This is a genomic window from Lysinibacillus sp. GW247-5R2A (assembly GCF_059424475.1).
In genome coordinates, this window is record NZ_JBWKZL010000008.1 from 131,295 (window position 1) to 151,800 (window position 20,506).

The window sequence follows — 20,506 nt, forward strand, 5'->3', positions numbered from 1 at the left end:
CCATACTGCTTTTTCAATGCTAGCGACTATCTCTTACTAACTTTTCATATTCTTCTTCGATTAGTTCGATATCCAGTCGTTCAAACAATGGTGTTATGTCTTGTAGGGTTTTAGGTAATTCCACTTGCTCATGCCACATCATTTCATCTATACCTAGCATATTTCTTACTTTCTCTGCTGAAAACGGCAGGAATGGATGTAGTAATTGTCCGAGATTGGCAATGATATAGACGCAGGTTGCGAGTGTGCGATTGCCCGCCTCCACATTTTCTTTTACTTGTACCCATGGCTGTTGTTCATCAAAGTAACGATTAGCGCCACGAATATACTCAAAGATGGATTCTAATGCTTGCTTGAAATGACCACCTTCAATAAGAATGCCCACTTCGTTAAATAGCTGAATAGTTTGTTTGCGAATAGTACTATCCACTTCCGCCTGAGGTACTTGATTAGCAAAGGATTTCTCTATAAATTTCAATGTTCGATTCACAAAATTACCATAGGCACCAAGTAATTCACCATTATGGCTGTAAATAAATTCTCGCCATGAAAAATCAGTATCGCGATTTTCTGGTGCATTAGTCGTTAAGAAATAGCGAATCGAATCCGCGTCATAACGACTTAAAATATATGGAACCCATACGGCCCAGTTTTGACTCGTCGATAATTTACGTTTTTCGAGTGTTAAATATTCATTAGAAACGATATGTGTCGGCAAGGCTTTCGCACCTAGTCCCATCAAAATAGCTGGCCAAATAACTGTGTGGAATGGGATATTATCCTTTCCATGGACATAGTACGAAATGGTTTCTTCATTCCATAAATCTTCAATTGCAATATGATGTTGTTTCGCCCATTCTAGGCTAGCCGTTAAATAACCTGCAACTGCTTCAATCCACACATATATTTTTTTACCCTCAAAGCCAGGCACCGGAACATCTATGCCATTTGGCAAATCTCTCGTTACTGCTCGGTCAGGAACGCCCTCTGCTAAGTAGCGCTCTGTCAATCCTAATGCATTGTCCCGCCAACGTTTTTCTTTCTTTGCCTCGGATAAAAAGGTCTCTAATTTCCCTTGAAATTGACTAAAGGTAAAATAAAAATGTTCTGTCTCTCGAATGACTGGCTCATTTCCACATATTTTACAGCTCTTATCGATTAAATCTAGTGGGTCTAAAATTTCTGAGCAGTTATCACATTGGTCTCCTCTCGCCTTTGCACCACAATTTGGGCATATGCCCTCTACAAATCGATCCGGCAAAAATTGCTGATCTGTCTCACAGTAAGCCTGTTCAATTTTCTTTTTATATAAAAAATTGTTGGCAAGCAGCTGTAAAAATAAGCCCTTAACGGATTCATGATGGTGCTCTGCGTCTGTTCTTGTGTATAAATCATAAGTAAATCCTAGCTCATTAAAACATGTTGTAAATTCTTCATGATAATGATTAGCAATCGCCTCAGTTGTTGTGTTTTCCTGAGCTGCACGAATAGAAATGGGTGTACCATTACAGTCACTACCCGATACGTATAATACTTGCTCACCTTTTTGACGGTAATATCTAGCCAAAATATCACCTGGTAATAATGCGGCTACATGTCCTAAATGCAAAGAGCCATTTGCATACGGCCAAGCGCCTCCAATAACAATAGTCATCCTAAATTGCTCCCCTCACATAAAAAATGGTAAAAAAAAATCGCCCTAATCAAATCTGATTAGGACGAGTCTACCCGTGTTACCACCTATATTTACAAATAGCTCACACTATTTGCCTTATTCAGTACGTCTTTTTTAAATAAGAGATACTGCCGCTGTTGTAACGAGTGCCCATCTCGTCGTAATCTACTTGCTATAAGCTTTCGGTACGAAGCTCAAAGGTCATTTTCAAAAGGATTCATTTACCCCATTTTCACCAACAGAGGCTCTCTACAAAATGCTATTCCTATTTACTTTTCCTTTTCAATGCTTTATCTATAGGATTGGCACTATTCTACGCTTTATTGCGGTGAAATGCAATAATTGTCGTTAAATTGCTCCCATTTTTTCAAAAACGCCCCTGTTAGGGTTTATCATAATGAGCCTATTTCTATGTTCAATAACTCCGTTAAATCATCTATCACAATATGTGCCTGTTGTAATTCATGGTCCTGAGCAAAGTCAAATCGTACACCTATTGAAAGTAGCTCATTATCGCGGGCAGCTTGAATATCGGATGAACGATCTCCAACTACCGCCCCGTCCTGAATTCCATTGTCTTGCATTACTTTTTTAACTAAGTCTGATTTATGCCCGCTGGCAATGGATTGTATGCTGTAGGTCCCCTTTATAAATTGCTCTAATTGATAGGTTTCAACAATTGCCTGTAAATAGTCAGCCTGACCATTACTCGCTATGTATAACGGATAGCTCTTAGACAATGTGGCGAGAGTTTGCTCAGCATGTGGATAAAGCGCACCTTTACGACTACGGATTTGCTCCATCAGCTTTACATGAAAGAGCATATTGCTCTCCTCACGTATGTCTACGGAATGCATTGGACATAAGGTCTCCCATACAACCGGTAGAGGAACGCCCATAATTTCACGGTATTTTTCAATGGGTGTTTCTCCCTGCCATAAGCCCTTTGTACGCAACACATCAAATGTGGCATCCAGCGCAGGTTCTAAAATAAGATTTGTTTGAAATAATGTGCCATCCATATCAAAAATAAAAGCTTTCGTCATAAAATCACTCCTTGATTAATGATTAAAAAACTCCATATGTAACTTTTCCTTCATATAATAATCTAAACGATCTTGTAAAGTCCCCGTATGAAATTCAAACTTATGTCCATCAGGATCAGTAAAATAAATTGATTTTTTATCTCTTTCATCTCTTTGTCGGCCATCTAAAATATGAACCTTCAATTGTACTAATTTATCATACATTTTATCGAACTCTTCCTCAGGGATCGTGAAAGCGATATGTGTATAGGAATATTGAATGTCATTACGCGGTATATCTTTTTCAACATTGAGGGCAAGCCACAGCCCATTTATATCAAAATAGGCTGTGCTGTTTCCCTTTACAAGTAACTTAGCATCGAAAACATTTTCATAAAATGCAATGGATTGCTCTAGATCAGACACTGAAAATAGTAGATGATTTATGCTTTGTATGGTCATATGTGTATGTGCGCTCCTCTTATTTTTTCCCCTTTTTAACGCCTTTAGAAATTTGCTTCCACTTACGTTGCTCCTCGAGCTTTGCTTGCACATTTGTTTTACGTTCCATATAAGCCAATTCCCTTTGTAGCTTAAAATAGCTGTGTAAACGATTTTGATCAAGTTCACCATCAGCAATAGCTTGCTGTACTGCACAATACGGCTCTTTTTGATGGGTACAATCACGATAACGGCAAGCTTTTGCTAATTCCTCAACATCTTGAAAGCTAGATGATAAACTATCACCTTGATTCCATAATTGTAGCTCACGCATTCCCGGCGTATCAATTAAACAGCCACCAGAGGGTAACATCACTAACTCTCTGTGAGTCGTTGTATGACGTCCTTTAGCATCGTCTTCACGAATGTCTGATACCTTCATCAACATCTCCCCACATAAAGCATTCGTTAATGTAGATTTTCCTGCACCGGAGGAGCCCAATAACGCTCCAGTGACCCCTTCTGTAAATAGGTGCTGAATTTCCGTTAAACCTTCTCCGGAAATGGCACTCGTTACGAAAATATCTACTCCAAAAGCTACTGACTCAGCTTCTTTCACTAAGCTAGGTGCATCATCACATAAATCTGCCTTTGTTAGAACAATAATAGGCTTTGCACCTGAATCCCAGGCAGCTACTAAATATCGTTCCAAACGGCGAATATTAAAGTCAGCATTCAGGCTCATGACAAGTAACACAATATCCACATTCGATGCGACAATCTGTTCCTGGATTTCCAAACCAGCAACTTTTCTCGAAAAGACAGATTTTCGTTGGAATAATTGATGAATAATGGCTCGTTCTTCACCAGGCATTTTCTCTACCAGCACCCAATCGCCAACTGCCGGATAGTCTTCTCGAGCTAAAGATGTATAGGCATAATGACCAGCGATTGTTGCAAGCCATTCCCCTTCCTGAGCTAACACTCGATAGGAATGCTTATGCTCTAAAGTAACCCTCGCAGGCACACAATTTTTAAACTTAGACTGTTTCTTCATTTCTAACATTTGCTCTTCAAAATATTTTGTAAAACCTAATGCTGTTAAATTCAAATTAATTTCCTCCTAAAGGTGCGTTCCCATGACGCTTCTGTGCAGACTTTCGCCAGAAGCAATTATCTTGATTCAGCAAATTTGAACCACGATAAAAAAACCTTGTATCTGCGCAATTCGGCAGTTACAAGGTTTCACACGCACGTTTAAAGGATATACAAATACCTCGAGCTATGCACGACGTCGCTTTGTATATTTTAGGCGTGTGAAATGAAACAAACCGAATTGCAGTTCGCTAAAAATAGATTTATTCATCATGTCACATCACCTACTTCCCATTTAGTTGTTACCAATATATATAAAATTTAGGGAATTGTCAAATAAAATATTATTAGCATGTATCTCCTTCCTCAACGCATAGAATGTACAAGACCAATAAATGCGAGGAGATGTTGAATTGCCTAAAATCATTTCTATTAGCACACATCAACCACCTTACACATTACAGCAAACAAATGCGGAGGAGCTAACAAAGGAGCTTTTCTATGAAAAAATCCCAAAACTAGAGCGCTATTTAAAGGTTTTCGATAATGGTGGAATTGACACGCGACATTTTTGTGTTCCACCTGAGTGGCATCGTACAAATCACTCTTTTGAGGAGCGTAATGATTTATATATTGAACTAGCCACACAATACAGCGTGAGCGTCATTCAGGCATGTTTACAAAATGAAGCCTTTTTACATTCACCCATTTCTCCTGATGAAATCGACGCCATCATATTTGTAAGCAGTACGGGGATCTCAACGCCTAGCATTGATGCGCGTGTGATGAACAAGCTTTCTTTTTCCGATCATTTAAAACGTATTCCGCTATGGGGATTAGGCTGTGCAGGAGGAGCAGCAGGTGTTAGCAGAGCCTATGATTTTTGTAAAGCACATCCTCATGCAAAGGTGCTTGTTGTTTGTGTAGAACTATGTAGCCTCACTTTTCAGCCAAATGATTTTTCTAAAAGTAATTTAATCGGTGCTTCACTTTTTGCTGACGGTGCCGCCTGTATTCTCGTATGTGGTGATGAAATCATGATTGATACAAAAAGACCATCACCTGCTATTCTGGCAACAGGCTCTAAATGGATGCCAGATTCAGAAAATGTAATGGGATGGGACGTTAAAAATAATGGTCTTCATGTCATTTTCCAAAAAAGCATTCCGACTATTATTACTAGTTGGCTTGGACCATATATTGAACAATTTTTACTGGAACAAGGAATTTACAGTGAACAGCTTACTCATTTCATTGCACATCCTGGAGGAAAAAAAGTATTAAAAGCCTATGAGGACACGCTTTATCTTTCTTCTCAAAAAACCGACATTTCTCGGGAAATATTACGTCAGCATGGTAATATGTCGTCGCCAACCGTGTTATATGTGTTAGAACAATTTATGTTACATGAAGGACAAGTGGAGGATACAGGTTTACTCGTCGCTCTTGGCCCTGGTTTTTGTGCAGAAGCAGTATTACTAAACTGGAGGGAGTAGCATGATCTTCTATCTAATTGTAACGCTTGTCATTCTACAAAGATTGACAGAGGTTGTCATTGCTAAACGAAATGAGAAATGGATGATTGCTCAGGGAGCCTATGAGGTTGGTAACTCCCACTACCCTTATATGGTCACTATGCATATTAGTTTCTTCTTGTTTCTAATTGTTGAAGTAGTAACCAATCACAATGGTACATCGCCCTTATTCCCATTATTTTTTATTTTATTTGTAGCCGTTCAGGCATTGCGTATATGGTGTATCCGTTCTTTAGGAACGTTTTGGAATACAAAAATTCTCATTCTACCTCATGCACAAGTCGTGCGTAAAGGTCCCTATGAAATTATGCGCCATCCTAATTATGCTGTCGTGTGTTTAGAAATTCTCCTTCTACCTCTTATGTTTCAGGCATATTTCACCGCGTTTTGTTTTACACTATTAAATATTACAATGCTTTCTGTACGAATTCCGATAGAAGAAAAGGCATTACGAGATGCTACTAATTATAATCGTGTGTTTGAAAAGAAGATTTCGGAATCGTAGCCGAAATCTTCTTTCTTTTTATGAATGCCATTCCCAGTTAAACGGATCTTGTAGTCGTTCCCAAGGGTTATGAAACTCCTCATCTGTTAATAAACAGCTGTCCAACTGTTTGATAATACGCTCTCTATCTAAGTCTATACCAATAAGAACAAGCTGGGTCATGCGATCTCCAAACTCGCTATCCCAATCTTCCAACACCTCCGGACTTTGTAGGAAGACATCTTCCTGCTGAGCTTTTGGTAGTGCTGCTACCCAATAAGAAACAGGTTCAATTTTTGCAGATGAACCAGCCTGTGATAGCAATAATGCGACGTCTTGATGCTTTGCACTCCAAACAATCCCCTTTGCTCGCACAATTGATGTTGGCATTTGGTCACACCACTCGACAAAACGCATTGGATGGAATGGTTTTCTACTTGTATAGGTAAATGAAGATATGCCGTATTCCTCCGTCTCCGGCATATGGTTTTCATGACCAAGCTCTAATTCTTTTAACCAGCCAGCTGATTCTGAGACACGTTCGAAGTCAAAACGACCTGTATTTAAAATTTCAGCAGGGTCCATTTCACCATTAATCGTTCGGATTATTTTTGCCTCGGGCTGTAGTGCGCGTAGTATACGCTCTAACCGTTCTACTTCTTCTATTGAAACTAAGTCACACTTATTTAATACAAGGACATCACAAAATTCTATTTGATCGATAAGAAGGTCTGCAACATCCCGCCCATCTAACTCACCAATTGCTTCCTTACGCTCTAATAAACTCTCTCCTGATTGAAAATCATGCCAAAAGCGATGCGCATCTACGACTGTTACCATCGTATCCAATTGACAAAATCTCGTTAAATCTATGCCCAACTCTTCATCTAAATAGCTAAATGTTTGTGCAACTGGAATTGGCTCACTAATACCTGTCGATTCAATCAATATATAATCAATATTGCCAAGCTTCGCAAGACGTTCCACCTCCTGTAATAAATCTTCTCGCAATGTACAACAAATACAGCCGTTGGATAATTCCACAAATTTCTCTTCTGTTCGTGAGATTCCGCTGCCATTTGCAATAAGCTCAGCATCAATATTAATTTCACTCATATCATTCACAATAACAGCAACACGTAAATCCTTTTCGTTTTGCAATACATGATTCATCATCGTGGTCTTACCAGAACCTAAATATCCACTTAATACAGTTACAGGTATTTTCATTATTCTCTCTCCAACTCCTTAAATCGTAATGATTACTATTTACAATTTGTAATTAAAACATATATATTTTGAAAATGCAAAGCTTTTTATCACATAAAAAAATAAACTTGACAATTTACACCCTAAAATATATTGTTTAAAACGTAATGATTACTATTTAAAAGGAGGCATATTTATGCGCGTACAAATAACACTAGCCTGCACGGAAACTGGTGATAAAAACTATATCACGACGAAAAACAAACGTACTAATCCAGAGAGATTGGAGCTTAAAAAGTATTCCCCTCGCTTAAAACGAGTTACTTTACATCGTGAAACAAAGTAACTTAGGCAGTAGTTAATTAATTTGAATGTTTCTTGGACCAAGCAACATTGCCCTAAAAAATAACTGTTTCAAAAGAGGAAGGCTTACCCTCTTTTGAAACAGTGTTTGTATACCATCTATTCTCTATTTATTTCGAATGCGAGCTCGTTCAATTTTTGATCGAGTTCATCAAGCATTCGTAATCGAAAATCAATCTGCTCGTCTATATTTATAGACTCATTCATTTTTACTCTACTAGCATCCGATTGATTTTTATAGCCTTTTATCTCATTAGTGAGTTTTTCAATTTCTAGATTTTTCGTTTCCAATTCTTTTACTAATTGTTCATAAAGACTGTCCGCCTCTACTTTGTTTCTATATAATTGTTCTATCGTCTCTACGATATGTTCCATTTTTCCACCTGTAACAATGGTAAAGTCATTTAATCTTGTATCTAACTCCTCCATCATTGACTTATAGTTTGTTTCTTCGATAGATACATTAATGCTGTCCTTTAATAACTTATTTTCTGCTCGCAACTCGCCTAGTTCCTTTAATAAAGACTCTATTGAAGCAATTTGTTTTTTTCTTTGGAGCTCTCGCTTTTGTATCTCTTCATCATATGCTTCCAATTCCTTATCAAAATCTCTCTTCAACTTTAATAGTTCCATCGAAAGATCTTTTCTGAGCCTTGTTAATTGTATATTCTCCCGTTCAAGACGTAGCACTAATGCATAATAATCACTATCCCTAAGCCTTTTCACTTCATTTTTATATTTGGCTAATTCGGCCCTTAAAAAAATAATCATTTGTTGGAGCTGTAGAGGATCATTGTTTTTGACAATATCGTTGTCCATCCTTGCACCTCCTAGCCTGAAAAACTTTTTAGAATCTCAATGACTTCTTCAAACTGCGCTTTACTGTCTTCTAACACCTCATCTAGTTGTTTTAACCACTTTGTTTGTAGTTCTGGATGATCATGTTGTTCAAAATTTTTACTTTTTTCCCCGGAGACAAGATAAGCAATTACTTGTTGTAATGTATTTTTTTCAAGAAAGGCAAAACTATTATCTTGTACATTACGGCGGTTAAGTTGGTCCTTCAGCAATTGTTGGATTACGCTACTAAGCTCTTGTTTTTCATGATCCACCATTATTTCCCTCCTGGGTTGGACTAATGCCATTGAGATTAATTGGGTTTAACACAACCACACCATCCGTTAGCTGATCACAATATGTAAAACCCATAATAGTGCCAGAATACGATAAATTATGGGACCATTTAATTTGGAAATTGGTAAATGAAATCGTTTCATTTGGTTCGATGGTGGACTTCCCTACTGGTCTCAGCCAATATTCCTCTTTGCTCGATTTGTCGTTAAAACGCTCCCAATTACTCTGCCCCTGCGTCTTTAAAGTCGGTGTGAAATTTTCGTGGACATACCTTCCTGAGAAATAAAACGGAGAATCCTTCGGTAATTTAATGCATAAATATGGATTGGTCACGGGTGTATGCCCAATATTGCGAATATGGTAGGATCCTAAACATAGACTTTCTTGCTCAGAATCATAGGATATATTGAACGATGATGTAAAATAACTGATAAGACTAATTTTATTTTGAACCGCTAGCTCTTCTACCAGTTTTTTAATTTCCTGAACATACGTGTTTGTCTGCTCCTTCACCGCTTGTATCTTGTCTTCTATCCGTGTTATCACTAAATGCCCCCTTACTCTTGTTCATAAAAAAAAGAGAGGATAACCCTCTCTTCATGATATGACTTTCCTCTATTTGTTAGCACTACTAACCAACAGTTGGGAAAATAACTGGGCATTGTTGTGGACGAACCGCAGTTGGACATGTGAATGGCAGATCTGCTCTTGGTTCGCAGAAAGTTGCTAAGAATTCCACAGTAACTGGGAATGTAGATTGAATGCTTTGGCAAACAGCAACAGTAATCGTTAACGCAGAAAACGTAATTGCACCTGCTGCAGCTGTAAGTGTACCCGTTGTACAAACAAAGCAATCTAAATCTGTATATAGAATTTCTACATCTGTACCCTTAGGTGCACATAATGTCACTTGCTCACAGCGTGAAACTGGAATTTCAGTGCTTGTGAACATTGTTCCATTTGGTAATGTAACTATGATCGTAAGAATGAAATTCTTTTGAATATTTAAATGTTGTAAACAAACAGTTGATCCATCGATAGAGAATTGGCGATTCTCACGGTTTAGGATCACAATTGGATTTGTAGCTGCTGGAATTACTCGACATGTAACGATAGCACCAGTTAAGTCAGTAGCTGCTGTTACGCCTGGGAATGTAATTGCTCCAGTTGGTGAAATATCAAATGACATTTCCTTTACAATCCAGTCATATACCTTATCAACATTTATACAAATCAGTTCCTGCGCCTGGGATGGCATATGTTCTTGCATCCTTTTGACACCTCCATAAGTTTTTTATCTTTCGTTTGTAGCATATGTTTTTCAGCTATAAGTGCATGGGCTAATAAATAGTTACATTGGATATTTATAAAAATCAGCGGCAATCATTTTTACAGACAGTTCTTTCTTTATAATAAGAACTAAAATGTTGAATGAACCGGTATATTTGTAACAGAAAGTCAATATTTTTAATAAACTAATAATGGACTGAAAGGGGTGAACTACAATGGAAGAGTCAAAATTGTATACCACTCAAGAAATTGAAAATTTAAGGCAAAAAATTGAAACCTATAGAGAATCGTTATCTTCACTTAAAATGGGATCGTCAATTGAAGATTTCCTTTATATGAAGCAGGAGTTTGATGGACTGAAAACACAGATGGCTCATTTAGAAGGGATTACAGAGACATTGGACACTAAACAAAATTCATATATAAAAGGGTATGATGATCAAATCAGGCTTCTATCCATACAAATTGAGTCTCTGAATCAAACCATGGAAGAAATGAATCAAGAAATTTTAGCAGTTTTAAATAAATTAGTAACGGTTGAAGGAAATGATACTACAACCATTTCTCCCTCCATTAAAGTACCTTCTCAAACTTCGGCTACTCATTTACCTAGACAACCTAGAATGACACAGACAGCAGATAAAACTACGATAACATCAGCACAACCATCCTATAGACTGCTACAAAATTTAGCAGGTAAAGCCACAAACCACCAGCAAAATGTCAATAATAATGGCGCTCCCTCTCCTCATAATGATCGACAGACAACTAAACATGAAGAGCGGCATTTTAATCAGCAGTATTTTCAATCCATTAATACGCATCCAAGCCATATATACAATGGTTTATTCAGAAACACGACAGTTGAATCCACCTTCCATTTTAAAAATGCCACGGATGCAAAGGAAGTTCCCGTAAGTGTTTATGATCCGTCTGCTGTACAGCCCACTTTAAGTGAAGAAGACATTGAGAAAGATCATTCATCAACAACTATTGATAATGTATCGAGTGCTGGAACAGAAAAATCAGATGATCCTATAGAGGTTGTGCAAACGGAAAATGAACGTAACAATCATGAGATTTCTGAAGTAACTAAAGAATCGTTGGAACAGGTTCATTCAGAGATATTGAGCGAGCCAGTTAGTCAAGACCATACAGCAATAGCTAACGAGCCTCCTAACCAAGTCATTTCAGAAGCAGTAGCAGAACCTACTGACACACATCACTCTCCTTCATTGGAAACCGAAGAGTATGTTGAAGTGTATAATTCTGAAGCCGTCTATGAGGTTCATTCGCCCCTTGAAGAGGAGAATAGCCAACCTGTTCCTGTCAACACACCGATGGAGGAAGAAAATAAGAAGGGAAAAAACTCATTTTTCGATTTCTTTAAAAGATGGAGTTAACATTTATCACTCTATAATAAGACATCCACTATGTATTTCCATACATAGTGGATGTCTTTATATTTCAAATAAAGCTGGCTTTAAGAAGTCATTGAATTTATAAGTGAAATAGATATTTGCCCTTAACCCCTAATCTGAAATGAATAGAATAATGAAGAAAGGGGGTGTAAAAATGTGTTTGAATAATTCAATGTGTGGTTGCTCTGGTAATGGTCATGGTAATGGGCAGTGTACAGCACTTGGGCCATTTATCGGTATTGATGCGGCATGTATTACTCCACCAGCTGCTACAGGTTCCATTATCCCATTTTCTTCTGGAACAATTCCTGTCGTACTAACATCTCTTATTTCTGGATTAGTTGGTACTGTAAGTCTTGTAGGATTTGGTACATCTGTTCCAGGTGTAGCTCTTGCTGGCGTTAATATTGATTTAACAAGTTCTCTTGCCACAGAAGCTTTTACTGTTCCACGTCCAGGAACAATTACATCTATTGCTGCAACAATTTCAGCAACAGTCGCTTTAACACTAACAGGAACAGCTACTGTTAGAGCACAAATTTACCGTGCAGTTCAAGGAAGCAATGTTTTCAGTCCTACTGCAGCATTTGTTGATTTAACGCCAGCCTTACCATTAGCAACATTATTAGCTGGTGCGATTGCTAGCGGTAATGCAAACGTTTCTGTGCCAGTAAGCACTGGTGATCGTTTATTAATGGTGTTCTCCATTACTACTTCAGGAGCTACTGTTTTGGTTACTCTTGCTGGTAACGCAAGTGCAGGAATTACTATTGTATAAGTGAATTATGCTAACAATTACTATTATTTTTTCAAAAATCAAAAAACTTAAAATTAATTTATAGTAGGCGATTTTAACTAAATCGCCTACTTTTTAATTATAAAATTTAATGCCAAAGCATTCTGAATATGCGTCAAATGATGTTTGCCATGCCAAGCATATATACCAATTGCCTGTTCCAATGTTGTCAGCCCTGAATCAGGATGATTAAACGCTCTTTGTAATTGTTCATCTGTTAAGCTTGTTACTAAGTAGACCCAACGTCCATGTAAACTTTCGATTAATTGCAGAGAGGTCGCTATTGGCATTTCTGAATCTGGCAGCAGTGCCCATTCAGCCTCATTGTATGGCTTAATAGTTGGCTCGTCCTCTGTTAAAGCAAGCTTAAAGCGGATATAGCTGTTCATATGACTGTCAGCAATATGATGGACTAGCTGTGTTACAGTCCAGCCATTTTCACGATAGGATTTTGCCAATTCTTGCTCACTGGCTCCACTTAATGCTTCTTCAAGCTGCTGTGGTAATAAACGAATATCTTCCAACCATTCTTTTACTTGCTGTGATGTCATCTCTTTTGGGAATTGGAATTGTCCAATAGGGTATCGTAAATCAGTCATATTGCGATCTCCTCCGTTTTTATTAACTACTTTTTCATAGTACCATTAACAGCATTGCATACAAAAATAGAAATTGTTTTATAACGTTCCTGACATGTTCTTCTTTACACATTCAACTAATGACCTAAGTGGGTGAATAATTGTTCGTGCTGTTTGCTCTTCAAATCGTCGTGCTGCATGCACCATCGAGAGCTGAGCTACCGAGATCAGATTTTGCTCGGCTGATAAAGTATGTAGAGTTCGTAAAACAGCATCATTATACGCTTCCTTTTTCCCCTGCATAATTAGATCAAATGTATCCTCGATAACTTCTGCCACGAGATTTACTGATTTGCCATGCTGCTTAGCATATTGGTGAAGTCTTGCCATCGTTCCTTTTACGGTCGCAGGATTTGTAAAAAGAATAGTTTGAGGTTGTTGCGCACTACATATGCTTTCAAAAATCGGATCGTCAATCTTTATAATGGGTATCGGAGGATTGAACACAACTTCATTCTCTAATAAAGCAATATAATTGGTACACGTTATTAAAATGGCGTCCACATCACAGCTAACTATCCATTCCATTTGCTCCTTAACTTTACATGCTACATCATCACTACCTTTGGACACATGCTTTAATACGCCAGGATCTACAAAATGAACCAGCTCAATATCTTCGTCACTTTGAAAAGCTTGTTCAATATACTCGATATTGGAATGATGAGCATGCAAGCAGCCAAGTTTTTTCTTCAATAAAACTCCCCCCTAATTGGAATCTTTTCCATTGCGGAAATATCCAGATTTTCTCCCGTTTCTTCCTTCGTTACAACATAACCCAACGAACGATTTAACTCAATATTTCGTGACGTACACCTTTTCGTTCAATGGTATAAAAAGAAACCGTATTACCTACGAATACGGTCTTCTGCTTTACTTTTTTTCTTTTGCTTCCTTCTCAATATGCTTTCTCGCTATTTTCAAACGTTGTATGTCTTTTTTCTTTAGAGGAATAATCTCGTCCTTCATCATTTTAATGTAAGAAATCATTAATAGCAGCAACACAACAGTAAAAGGTAAAGCGGCAATTAACGAGGCGGTTTGCAATGCTTCCAGCCCTCCTGTGTACAATAAAACACCTGAAATTGCAGCCATTAAAACACCCCATACTAGCTTCGAAAATACGGACGGATTTAAAGATCCTTTTGTTGTCATACTCGCCATAATAAAAGTGGCGGAATCAGCAGAGGTAATTAAAAATATAATGATTAGCAGTAAGCCAATAACGGAAGCAATTGTTGAAAGGGGCAAATGCTCTAACATCTGAAATAAAGCCACTGTGACATCGCTATGAACTGTTTGCGCAATTTGTGCATCTTGATGTAAATCAAACCACATCGCAGTTCCACCAAAAGTGGCAATCCAAAAGCAAGCAATAAGGGGTGGGATAATTAATACCCCTATAATAAATTCTCGAATCGTCCTCCCTTTGGATACACGAGCAATAAAGGAGCCGACAAATGGCGACCAAGCTATCGCCCAAGCCCAGTAAAAGATTGTCCAATCCTTCACCCAAGTTCCACCAACATATGGCTGCATTCTTAAACTGTATTGAATAAAGTTGGAAATATAATCACCTATTGCTAATGTAAAGGTTTCGAGTATGAAAATGGTTGGGCCTGTAATAAAAACAAATAACAGTAAGACAATTGCTAAGGTCATATTGACATTACTTAAAATTTTCATTCCCTTTTGAAGACCTGTCGTTGCAGACAACATATAGCCAATAAACATGATAAGAATAATGGCTACTTGCAAAATAAATGTATCTGGCAAACCAAAGACGAAAGTCAAGCCTCCATTAGTCTGCAGCACACCAAGCCCAATGGATGTTGCTACGCCCATAATGGTCGCAATGACAGCGAGAATATCAATTGTTCCTTTAACGACACGATTTGTACCCGTGACTGGCTCTAAAGCAGTAGAGATGAGCATATTTCTTTTTTTATTGAATTGTACATAGGCCATAACAAGCCCCAAAATAGCATAAACCGACCATTGGCTTAATCCCCAATGAAAGAAAGAATACCCCATTGCCAGTCTCGCTGCATCCGTTGATAGAGGATCTGTGTCACTGAAGGGAGGTGAAAAATAATGACTCATTGGCTCTGCTACTCCCCAAAAGACCAAGCCGACACCAAGTCCAGCAGAAAAGAGCATAGAAATCCACGTTAAAAAACTAAATTCGGGACGACTATCTTCTGCTCCTAAGCGAATGGTGCCATATTTACTAATTGCCAAGCCAAATAGAAAAATAACGATAATGAATACTGCCATTAAATAAAACCAGCCAAAATAATCGGTTGTCATATGAAAGACGCTGTTTGCTACTTTCTTAAATTGTTCCGGTATCGTAGCTCCAATAATAACCAAGAGTAAAATTGCCCCACTAGAAATAATAAATACTGGGTTTTTTAAATTTTTATTTTGCATACAGTGCCTCCATTTATCCCAGACAGATGACTAAATTTCCTTTATTATGCGTATAAATCGAATATTTTATTAAAGTAAAAAAGAAACCGCATTATCAAAAGACAATGCGGTCTACCAATTATTTCGTTTTATGCATAAAACGTATTGCTCTGCTCATAACAGTTGGTACGATTGAAGCATGATTTTCATCTAATGCCTCATAAAAATCAACCTTCATTATTTTTTCAAGCATTGTTGCCATTTGTCGTGCATCATCCACCATAAAGGTTTCCAGTTCACCAGCACTAATAAACAATGTTTCCTTCATAGCCTGATGCTCATTTAAAAATACTGAGGCACATGGGACTAATTCATGCTCATTCCACCAGATGGAGGGACTGATAGCCAGGTAATGCTGAAAGCTTGTTTGATGGTGAAATAACTGCCAAAGTGTAAAATAACCTGCTAATGAGTGACCAAATATCGATTGCTGTGCTTTATTTACTGGATAGCTGGCTTCAATCATAGGCTTTAGTTCTTCTTCGAGGAATCGACTAAAGTTTACTGCCCCACCAAGCTTTTCATGCCCTTTACCTTTAAATCTTGCGGGGTAAATATACGTCTCTGCTGGTGCCGTAAAATCATAAAATCGTCGTTCACGCATATCTTCACCATGCCCAACCCCAACAACAATGGATGGTAAAATACCTGTTTTTGGCGCATTACGACTTTGCAATCGGACAGCTTCCTTAACAAGAGGAAAATAAGAAGAACCATCCAATACATAGATGACAGGAAAGCCTTCTGTTGGGGCTTCCTCATTAGGTACATAAACGTTAATCCCATACGTATAGTCTGCCCATTTTGAAGTCATTTGCTGTGTTGAGTAATCTATTTCTGTTCGATTCATTTGTTTTCCTCCTTCAAAATGTCATAGCCATAGCATACAGGTGTATTCGTTGCCGGATCTTCCATAATACGTGCATCAATGTTAAAGACTTGACGCATCACTTCTGCGCTCAAAATTTCCTGTGGTGATCCAGTTTGCATGATAACACCCTTTCGCATGGCGATAAGATGATCTGAATACCTAGCAGCATGATTAATATCATGAAGAACCATGACGATTGTACATTGATGCTGTTCATTTAAATTTTTCACGATATCAAGTACTTCTAACTGATGAGCCATATCTAAATAAGTAGTGGGCTCATCTAGTAACAATATATTTGTCTCCTGTGCCAATGCCATAGCAAGCCATACACGCTGACGCTGTCCCCCAGAAAGCTGTGCTAGCTCTCGATTTCGATATTCCATTGTATTGGTAACCGTTAACGCCCACTCAATCATTTCTTCATCCTTATTTGTTAAACGATTGACATTGTTGCGATGTGGATATCGGCCATAAGCAATTAGCTCCTCGACTTTTAATTGCCCTGGTGCGATGGGTGTCTGTGATAATATTGCTAGCTTCTGAGCAATATCCTTTGTCGATAAATTTTGCATATTTTGCTCCTGCAAGTATACCGTGCCCTGTTGCTTTTTTAAAATTCGTCCTATCGTTTTGAGAAGCGTTGATTTACCACAGCCGTTCGGTCCGATAATTGTTGTGACCTTGCCCTCTTCAATCGTTAAATTTAAACCTTCAAATACTCGAACCTGCTCATAACCTGAAGCCAAATTTTCCATTCTAAATGCAGTTTGCACACCGTTTCCTCCTATGCCTTAGATTTTACAAGTAAATACAAGAAATATGGAATTCCTATAATCGACACTACTATTCCAACAGCCAGCTCTGATGGTGCGAATACCGTTTTGCCGATAAAATCAGCTAGGATTAACAAGCCTGCACCTATCAATGCACTTACTGGCATGACATAACGGTGCTGAATACCAACAAGCTGCTTAGCGATATGTGGCGCCATTAAGCCAATAAAACCAATACTTCCTGATACAGATACGCAGGCACTAACTAGTCCCACACTGGCTAATAACAGCTTCATTTTCTCTTTTTCAACAGCAATCCCTAAACTTGTGATGCTATCCTCTTCCAGCTGAAAATAATCAAGTAAATACGATTTTCTATGCACATAAATTCCTAATATTAAAAGCCAAGGTAACATAGTAAGAGCAAAAATCCAATTCGCATTGTAAATGGAGCCTGCCATCCAAATGGCTGCGGATTCAAAATCCTGCGCACTCATTTTTAAGGATAAAAACAATGATAAAGCGCCAAATCCACTGTTAATGGCAATCCCAGTTAATATTAATCGCTGCATATCGAGATGACCATTTTTCAAAGCAAATGTAAAAATCAATATAGCCGCAATTGTTCCACCGATAAAACCGAACAATGGCATCATTAAAATCGATAGCCAGCTATTCATATCTGCGCTCACTAATTTTAATTGAAAGAAAAACATAAAAATTACGACCGCGGCACCAGCTCCTGCATTAATCCCTAATATCCCTGGATCTGCAAGCCCATTGCGCGTAATACCTTGTAAAACAACACCAGCCATTCCTAAACCAATACCAACGAGTCCGGCTATGACAATCCGTGGTAAGCGGAATTCAAAAATAACAAGATCAAATTTTGGATTAGAGTCAATACGCAATAATGTTTTTATGACATCCATCACAGACATATCAAAAACGCCATTTGTAATATGTAGATAACTTGCTACTAAAATTAAAAGTAAAAGCATCGACATAGTCAAAAAGAATACACTTGAGGTATTTTTACGCACGTTTTTCACCTCCGTGCTTACGAACTAAATATAAGAAGAATGGTACGCCAACTAATGCTGTTAATACTCCAATTGGCGTTTCAAACGGATAATTGACAAAACGGCTAAGAACATCACAAAGCGCCAAGAAAAAGGCACCAATAACCGCTGCACAAGGGATGATATAGCGATAATCCACCCCAACAAGGAAACGAGTAATATGCGGAATAACTAACCCTACAAAGGCTATTTTTCCAACGAGAGCAACTGCTGTCCCTGTCAAGCATACGACAGCTAACATACTAATAATCCGTACTGCTTTCGTTTTTTGACCTAGTCCCATTGCAATATCCTCACCTAGCGAGGTAATCGTAATGGCCCTCGCACATAATAAGGCCAAAAATAAACCAGTTAATCCAAATGGAATTGAAAGCATCAGCATATCCATATCTACCATATGTACCTTAGTGTTATACCAAGCACTGACTGTTTGTGATACTTGGAAATACATCGCGATCGCTGTAGCTATACTGCTTAAAAATGTCCCAATAACCGTTCCAATAATAGCCAGCCTTACTGGTGATAAGCCATTTCGAATTAATGAGCCAAAGCCAAAAACAATGCCCGCACCCAGTGCAGAGCCTAGCATTGACAATAATATCATCTGATAATTAGGCAATCCTGGGAAAAAGACAATAGCTAATGTTATAACAAATGCAGAGCCATCGTTGACACCCATCAATGACGGAGATGCTAAATAGTTTCGTGTAATTCCTTGCATAACTGCACCCGCAACTGCCAAAAATGCCCCAACTAACAATACTGCGGCTATTCTAGGAATACGTCCTGTTCGTATAATTTGGTGATCAACATTGGAAGGATCAAATGCTGATATTGCCTGCCACACAATGATTACACTAATATCCTTTGTTCCATACATAACAGAAACAAGTGCCACAAGGGCAATAAGGAAAGGAGATACTGCTAATATTGAAAATGACACTATGTTTGTTTTTTTCAACTTTCACACCTTTTTCTATACCATTTTCTTATTCAAACTTCTACTGAACAAAAGGCCGGTAATAGCCCGGTGATATCACCAAATCTACTACCAGCCTGTGTATACTATTTAAGTAATTTTTCAGCTGCTGCATCTAAGAATTTAACCTTAGACCAAGCCGTACCACCTTGTGCTAATGGGTCAATTGCATTGACATAAATTTCATTATTTTGTGATGCCTTTAAGCTAGTGAAAATTGGATTTTTTTGTAGCTCCTCTAATGCCTTTGGAGTATCCTTATTTTCTGATTCCTCAAATTGAAGGAAAATAGCATCTGGATTTACTTGAGCTAGTGTTTCCAGCGATAATTCTGCTTGCGCTTTAGCTGTTGTAACTACCTCTGGAACTGGCGCACCTAAATCCTCATATAAAACAGGATTTAAATAAACACCCGCCGGATAAATGTACATAACGCCACCGCGAACACGGATGATTAACACTTGTTTATCAGCTAATTGCTCTTTCGATTTCACCTGTGCATCAGCAACTTTTGCTTCATAGTCAGAGATGATTTTTTTAGCATCATCTTCTTTACCAGCTAGCTGTGCAAGCACTGTCAAATTTTCCTTCCAGTTTGTTGAAATATGTGAGTATGGAATCATTGTTTGAATTTTTTTCAACTTTTCAGCCGTTTCTTCAGGGAATTTTGAAGTACCCACAATGACATCTGGATCCAAATTAAGAATGGCTTCTGCATTCGGCTCCATTTTATTTCCTACAAGTGTAGCACCTTCAAAATCAGATGCTAGGTATGCTGGCACTTTGCCACCCACTTCAAGTACACCTACTGGCTTAATTCCTAGCATGGCAGCGTCTTCCATAGATTCAAGACTTGCAGCGACAATATTTTTCACTTCTGCTGGAAGCTCATATTTCTCACCTAAGTAAGTAATTGTCTGTGTCTTAGCTTGCTCTGTCTGTGATTCTGTTGCACTTGTTTCAGCCGTATTATTTGTTGATGTAGACTCCTCCGCCTTATCTGTTCCACATGCAGCTAATGATAGTGCTAAAAGTGCTGGCGCACACATTTTAAAATATTTATTCATAGATATTCTCTCCTAACGAGCTCATATTGATAATGATAATCGTTTTCATATGTATGTCAATATATAATTGATACTCATTATCATTTACGGATACTATCCTAACAAAGTGAAAATAGATTGTGAATGGACGATTTCGAAAATGACATGGACTTT

General features: G+C 38.1%; 22 protein-coding genes and 1 other annotated feature. Of the genes, 5 read left to right on the forward strand and 17 right to left on the reverse strand.

Going from position 1 to position 20,506, the window contains the following annotated elements:
• Positions 1–19: 19 nt before the first annotated feature.
• The 4 genes from metG to rsgA all read right to left on the reverse strand — a co-directional run bounded on the left by metG (position 20) and on the right by rsgA (position 4,252).
• Complete coding sequence (metG, locus tag AC07YC_RS13660) at positions 20–1,654, reverse strand: methionine--tRNA ligase (protein ID WP_494919653.1); 1,635 nt, start codon at positions 1,652–1,654, stop codon at positions 20–22.
• 57 nt (positions 1,655–1,711) lie between these two features.
• Positions 1,712–1,970, reverse strand: a binding site (T-box leader).
• Between the two features lie 97 nt (positions 1,971–2,067).
• Entirely contained in the window at positions 2,068–2,721 is a 654-nt protein-coding gene (locus tag AC07YC_RS13665) for an HAD-IA family hydrolase (protein ID WP_336635603.1), read from the reverse strand.
• Positions 2,722–2,736: 15 nt separating this feature from the next.
• Complete coding sequence (gene fosM, locus AC07YC_RS13670; protein ID WP_494919654.1) at positions 2,737–3,162, reverse strand: FosM family fosfomycin resistance protein; 426 nt, start codon at positions 3,160–3,162, stop codon at positions 2,737–2,739.
• A 19-nt stretch (positions 3,163–3,181) separates the two neighbouring features.
• Positions 3,182–4,252, reverse strand: a complete 1,071-nt coding sequence (rsgA, locus tag AC07YC_RS13675; protein WP_494919655.1) for a ribosome small subunit-dependent GTPase A — start codon at positions 4,250–4,252, stop codon at positions 3,182–3,184.
• A gap of 397 nt (positions 4,253–4,649) precedes the next feature.
• On the opposite strand from rsgA, the gene AC07YC_RS13680 reads away from it, so the two are divergent.
• Together AC07YC_RS13680 and AC07YC_RS13685 are read left to right on the forward strand one after the other, a co-directional pair.
• On the forward strand, positions 4,650–5,732 hold the full coding sequence (locus AC07YC_RS13680; RefSeq protein WP_494919656.1) for a type III polyketide synthase: 1,083 nt from the start codon (positions 4,650–4,652) through the stop codon (positions 5,730–5,732).
• Between the two features lies 1 nt (position 5,733).
• Complete coding sequence (locus tag AC07YC_RS13685) at positions 5,734–6,276, forward strand: isoprenylcysteine carboxyl methyltransferase family protein (RefSeq protein ID WP_336635607.1); 543 nt, start codon at positions 5,734–5,736, stop codon at positions 6,274–6,276.
• Between the two features lie 18 nt (positions 6,277–6,294).
• Here AC07YC_RS13685 and AC07YC_RS13690 read toward each other — a convergent pair whose 3' ends face one another.
• A complete protein-coding gene (locus tag AC07YC_RS13690) occupies positions 6,295–7,488 on the reverse strand; it encodes a GTP-binding protein (protein WP_494919715.1) in 1,194 nt (397 codons plus the stop codon).
• A gap of 172 nt (positions 7,489–7,660) precedes the next feature.
• On the opposite strand from AC07YC_RS13690, the gene rpmG reads away from it, so the two are divergent.
• Positions 7,661–7,810, forward strand: a complete 150-nt coding sequence (rpmG, locus tag AC07YC_RS13695) for a 50S ribosomal protein L33 (protein ID WP_008175287.1) — start codon at positions 7,661–7,663, stop codon at positions 7,808–7,810.
• Between the two features lie 116 nt (positions 7,811–7,926).
• Here the strand turns inward: rpmG and AC07YC_RS13700 are convergent, their stop codons facing one another.
• The 4 genes from AC07YC_RS13700 to AC07YC_RS13715 form a co-directional block, all read right to left on the reverse strand.
• Entirely contained in the window at positions 7,927–8,646 is a 720-nt protein-coding gene (locus AC07YC_RS13700; RefSeq protein ID WP_494919657.1) for a hypothetical protein, read from the reverse strand.
• Between the two features lie 11 nt (positions 8,647–8,657).
• A complete protein-coding gene (locus AC07YC_RS13705) occupies positions 8,658–8,942 on the reverse strand; it encodes a hypothetical protein (protein ID WP_336635610.1) in 285 nt (94 codons plus the stop codon).
• Entirely contained in the window at positions 8,929–9,507 is a 579-nt protein-coding gene (locus tag AC07YC_RS13710; RefSeq protein ID WP_346037546.1) for a hypothetical protein, read from the reverse strand. The genes AC07YC_RS13705 and AC07YC_RS13710 overlap by 14 nt, the downstream gene beginning before the upstream one ends.
• Before the next feature lie 85 nt (positions 9,508–9,592).
• Positions 9,593–10,231, reverse strand: a complete 639-nt coding sequence (locus AC07YC_RS13715) for a BMQ_0737 family morphogenetic spore coat protein (protein WP_336635612.1) — start codon at positions 10,229–10,231, stop codon at positions 9,593–9,595.
• A 235-nt stretch (positions 10,232–10,466) separates the two neighbouring features.
• On the opposite strand from AC07YC_RS13715, the gene AC07YC_RS13720 reads away from it, so the two are divergent.
• Together AC07YC_RS13720 and AC07YC_RS13725 are read left to right on the forward strand one after the other, a co-directional pair.
• Complete coding sequence (locus AC07YC_RS13720) at positions 10,467–11,654, forward strand: hypothetical protein (RefSeq protein WP_494919658.1); 1,188 nt, start codon at positions 10,467–10,469, stop codon at positions 11,652–11,654.
• Between the two features lie 172 nt (positions 11,655–11,826).
• Positions 11,827–12,450: an exosporium glycoprotein BclB-related protein gene (locus AC07YC_RS13725; protein WP_336635614.1), complete on the forward strand. Its 624-nt coding sequence runs from the start codon at positions 11,827–11,829 to the stop codon at positions 12,448–12,450.
• Positions 12,451–12,536: 86 nt separating this feature from the next.
• Here the strand turns inward: AC07YC_RS13725 and AC07YC_RS13730 are convergent, their stop codons facing one another.
• The 8 genes from AC07YC_RS13730 to AC07YC_RS13765 form a co-directional block, all read right to left on the reverse strand.
• Positions 12,537–13,067, reverse strand: a complete 531-nt coding sequence (locus tag AC07YC_RS13730; protein WP_494919659.1) for a YfiT family bacillithiol transferase — start codon at positions 13,065–13,067, stop codon at positions 12,537–12,539.
• Positions 13,068–13,145: 78 nt separating this feature from the next.
• Complete coding sequence (locus AC07YC_RS13735; RefSeq protein ID WP_494919660.1) at positions 13,146–13,802, reverse strand: hypothetical protein; 657 nt, start codon at positions 13,800–13,802, stop codon at positions 13,146–13,148.
• Between the two features lie 177 nt (positions 13,803–13,979).
• Entirely contained in the window at positions 13,980–15,539 is a 1,560-nt protein-coding gene (locus tag AC07YC_RS13740) for a BCCT family transporter (protein WP_494919661.1), read from the reverse strand.
• Positions 15,540–15,657: 118 nt separating this feature from the next.
• On the reverse strand, positions 15,658–16,428 hold the full coding sequence (locus AC07YC_RS13745; RefSeq protein WP_336635618.1) for an alpha/beta hydrolase: 771 nt from the start codon (positions 16,426–16,428) through the stop codon (positions 15,658–15,660).
• Complete coding sequence (locus tag AC07YC_RS13750) at positions 16,425–17,207, reverse strand: ABC transporter ATP-binding protein (RefSeq protein ID WP_336635715.1); 783 nt, start codon at positions 17,205–17,207, stop codon at positions 16,425–16,427. Before AC07YC_RS13750 ends, AC07YC_RS13745 begins: the two co-directional genes overlap by 4 nt.
• 29 nt (positions 17,208–17,236) lie before the next feature.
• A complete protein-coding gene (locus AC07YC_RS13755; protein ID WP_008175314.1) occupies positions 17,237–18,232 on the reverse strand; it encodes a FecCD family ABC transporter permease in 996 nt (331 codons plus the stop codon).
• A gap of 28 nt (positions 18,233–18,260) precedes the next feature.
• Positions 18,261–19,268 (reverse strand): FecCD family ABC transporter permease, encoded by a 1,008-nt coding sequence (locus AC07YC_RS13760; protein ID WP_494919662.1) that lies wholly within the window; start codon positions 19,266–19,268, stop codon positions 18,261–18,263.
• A 104-nt stretch (positions 19,269–19,372) separates the two neighbouring features.
• Positions 19,373–20,353: an ABC transporter substrate-binding protein gene (locus AC07YC_RS13765; RefSeq protein ID WP_336635620.1), complete on the reverse strand. Its 981-nt coding sequence runs from the start codon at positions 20,351–20,353 to the stop codon at positions 19,373–19,375.
• Between the last annotated feature and the right edge of the window lie 153 nt (positions 20,354–20,506).

Excerpts from the sequence above, each read along its gene's own strand:
- metG (WP_494919653.1), bottom strand. The coding sequence starts at position 1,654 with ATGACTATTGTTATTGGAGGCGCTTGGCCGTATGCAAATGGCTCTTTG.
- AC07YC_RS13665 (WP_336635603.1), bottom strand. The coding sequence starts at position 2,721 with ATGACGAAAGCTTTTATTTTTGATATGGATGGCACATTATTTCAAACA.
- fosM (WP_494919654.1), bottom strand. The coding sequence starts at position 3,162 with ATGACCATACAAAGCATAAATCATCTACTATTTTCAGTGTCTGATCTA.
- AC07YC_RS13685 (WP_336635607.1), top strand. The coding sequence starts at position 5,734 with ATGATCTTCTATCTAATTGTAACGCTTGTCATTCTACAAAGATTGACA.
- rpmG (WP_008175287.1), top strand. The coding sequence starts at position 7,661 with ATGCGCGTACAAATAACACTAGCCTGCACGGAAACTGGTGATAAAAAC.
- AC07YC_RS13700 (WP_494919657.1), bottom strand. The coding sequence starts at position 8,646 with ATGGACAACGATATTGTCAAAAACAATGATCCTCTACAGCTCCAACAA.
- AC07YC_RS13705 (WP_336635610.1), bottom strand. The coding sequence starts at position 8,942 with ATGGTGGATCATGAAAAACAAGAGCTTAGTAGCGTAATCCAACAATTG.
- AC07YC_RS13715 (WP_336635612.1), bottom strand. The coding sequence starts at position 10,231 with ATGCAAGAACATATGCCATCCCAGGCGCAGGAACTGATTTGTATAAAT.
- AC07YC_RS13720 (WP_494919658.1), top strand. The coding sequence starts at position 10,467 with ATGGAAGAGTCAAAATTGTATACCACTCAAGAAATTGAAAATTTAAGG.
- AC07YC_RS13725 (WP_336635614.1), top strand. The coding sequence starts at position 11,827 with ATGTGTTTGAATAATTCAATGTGTGGTTGCTCTGGTAATGGTCATGGT.
- AC07YC_RS13730 (WP_494919659.1), bottom strand. The coding sequence starts at position 13,067 with ATGACTGATTTACGATACCCTATTGGACAATTCCAATTCCCAAAAGAG.
- AC07YC_RS13740 (WP_494919661.1), bottom strand. The coding sequence starts at position 15,539 with ATGCAAAATAAAAATTTAAAAAACCCAGTATTTATTATTTCTAGTGGG.
- AC07YC_RS13745 (WP_336635618.1), bottom strand. The coding sequence starts at position 16,428 with ATGAATCGAACAGAAATAGATTACTCAACACAGCAAATGACTTCAAAA.
- AC07YC_RS13750 (WP_336635715.1), bottom strand. The coding sequence starts at position 17,207 with ATGGAAAATTTGGCTTCAGGTTATGAGCAGGTTCGAGTATTTGAAGGT.
- AC07YC_RS13755 (WP_008175314.1), bottom strand. The coding sequence starts at position 18,232 with ATGTCGATGCTTTTACTTTTAATTTTAGTAGCAAGTTATCTACATATT.
- AC07YC_RS13765 (WP_336635620.1), bottom strand. The coding sequence starts at position 20,353 with ATGAATAAATATTTTAAAATGTGTGCGCCAGCACTTTTAGCACTATCA.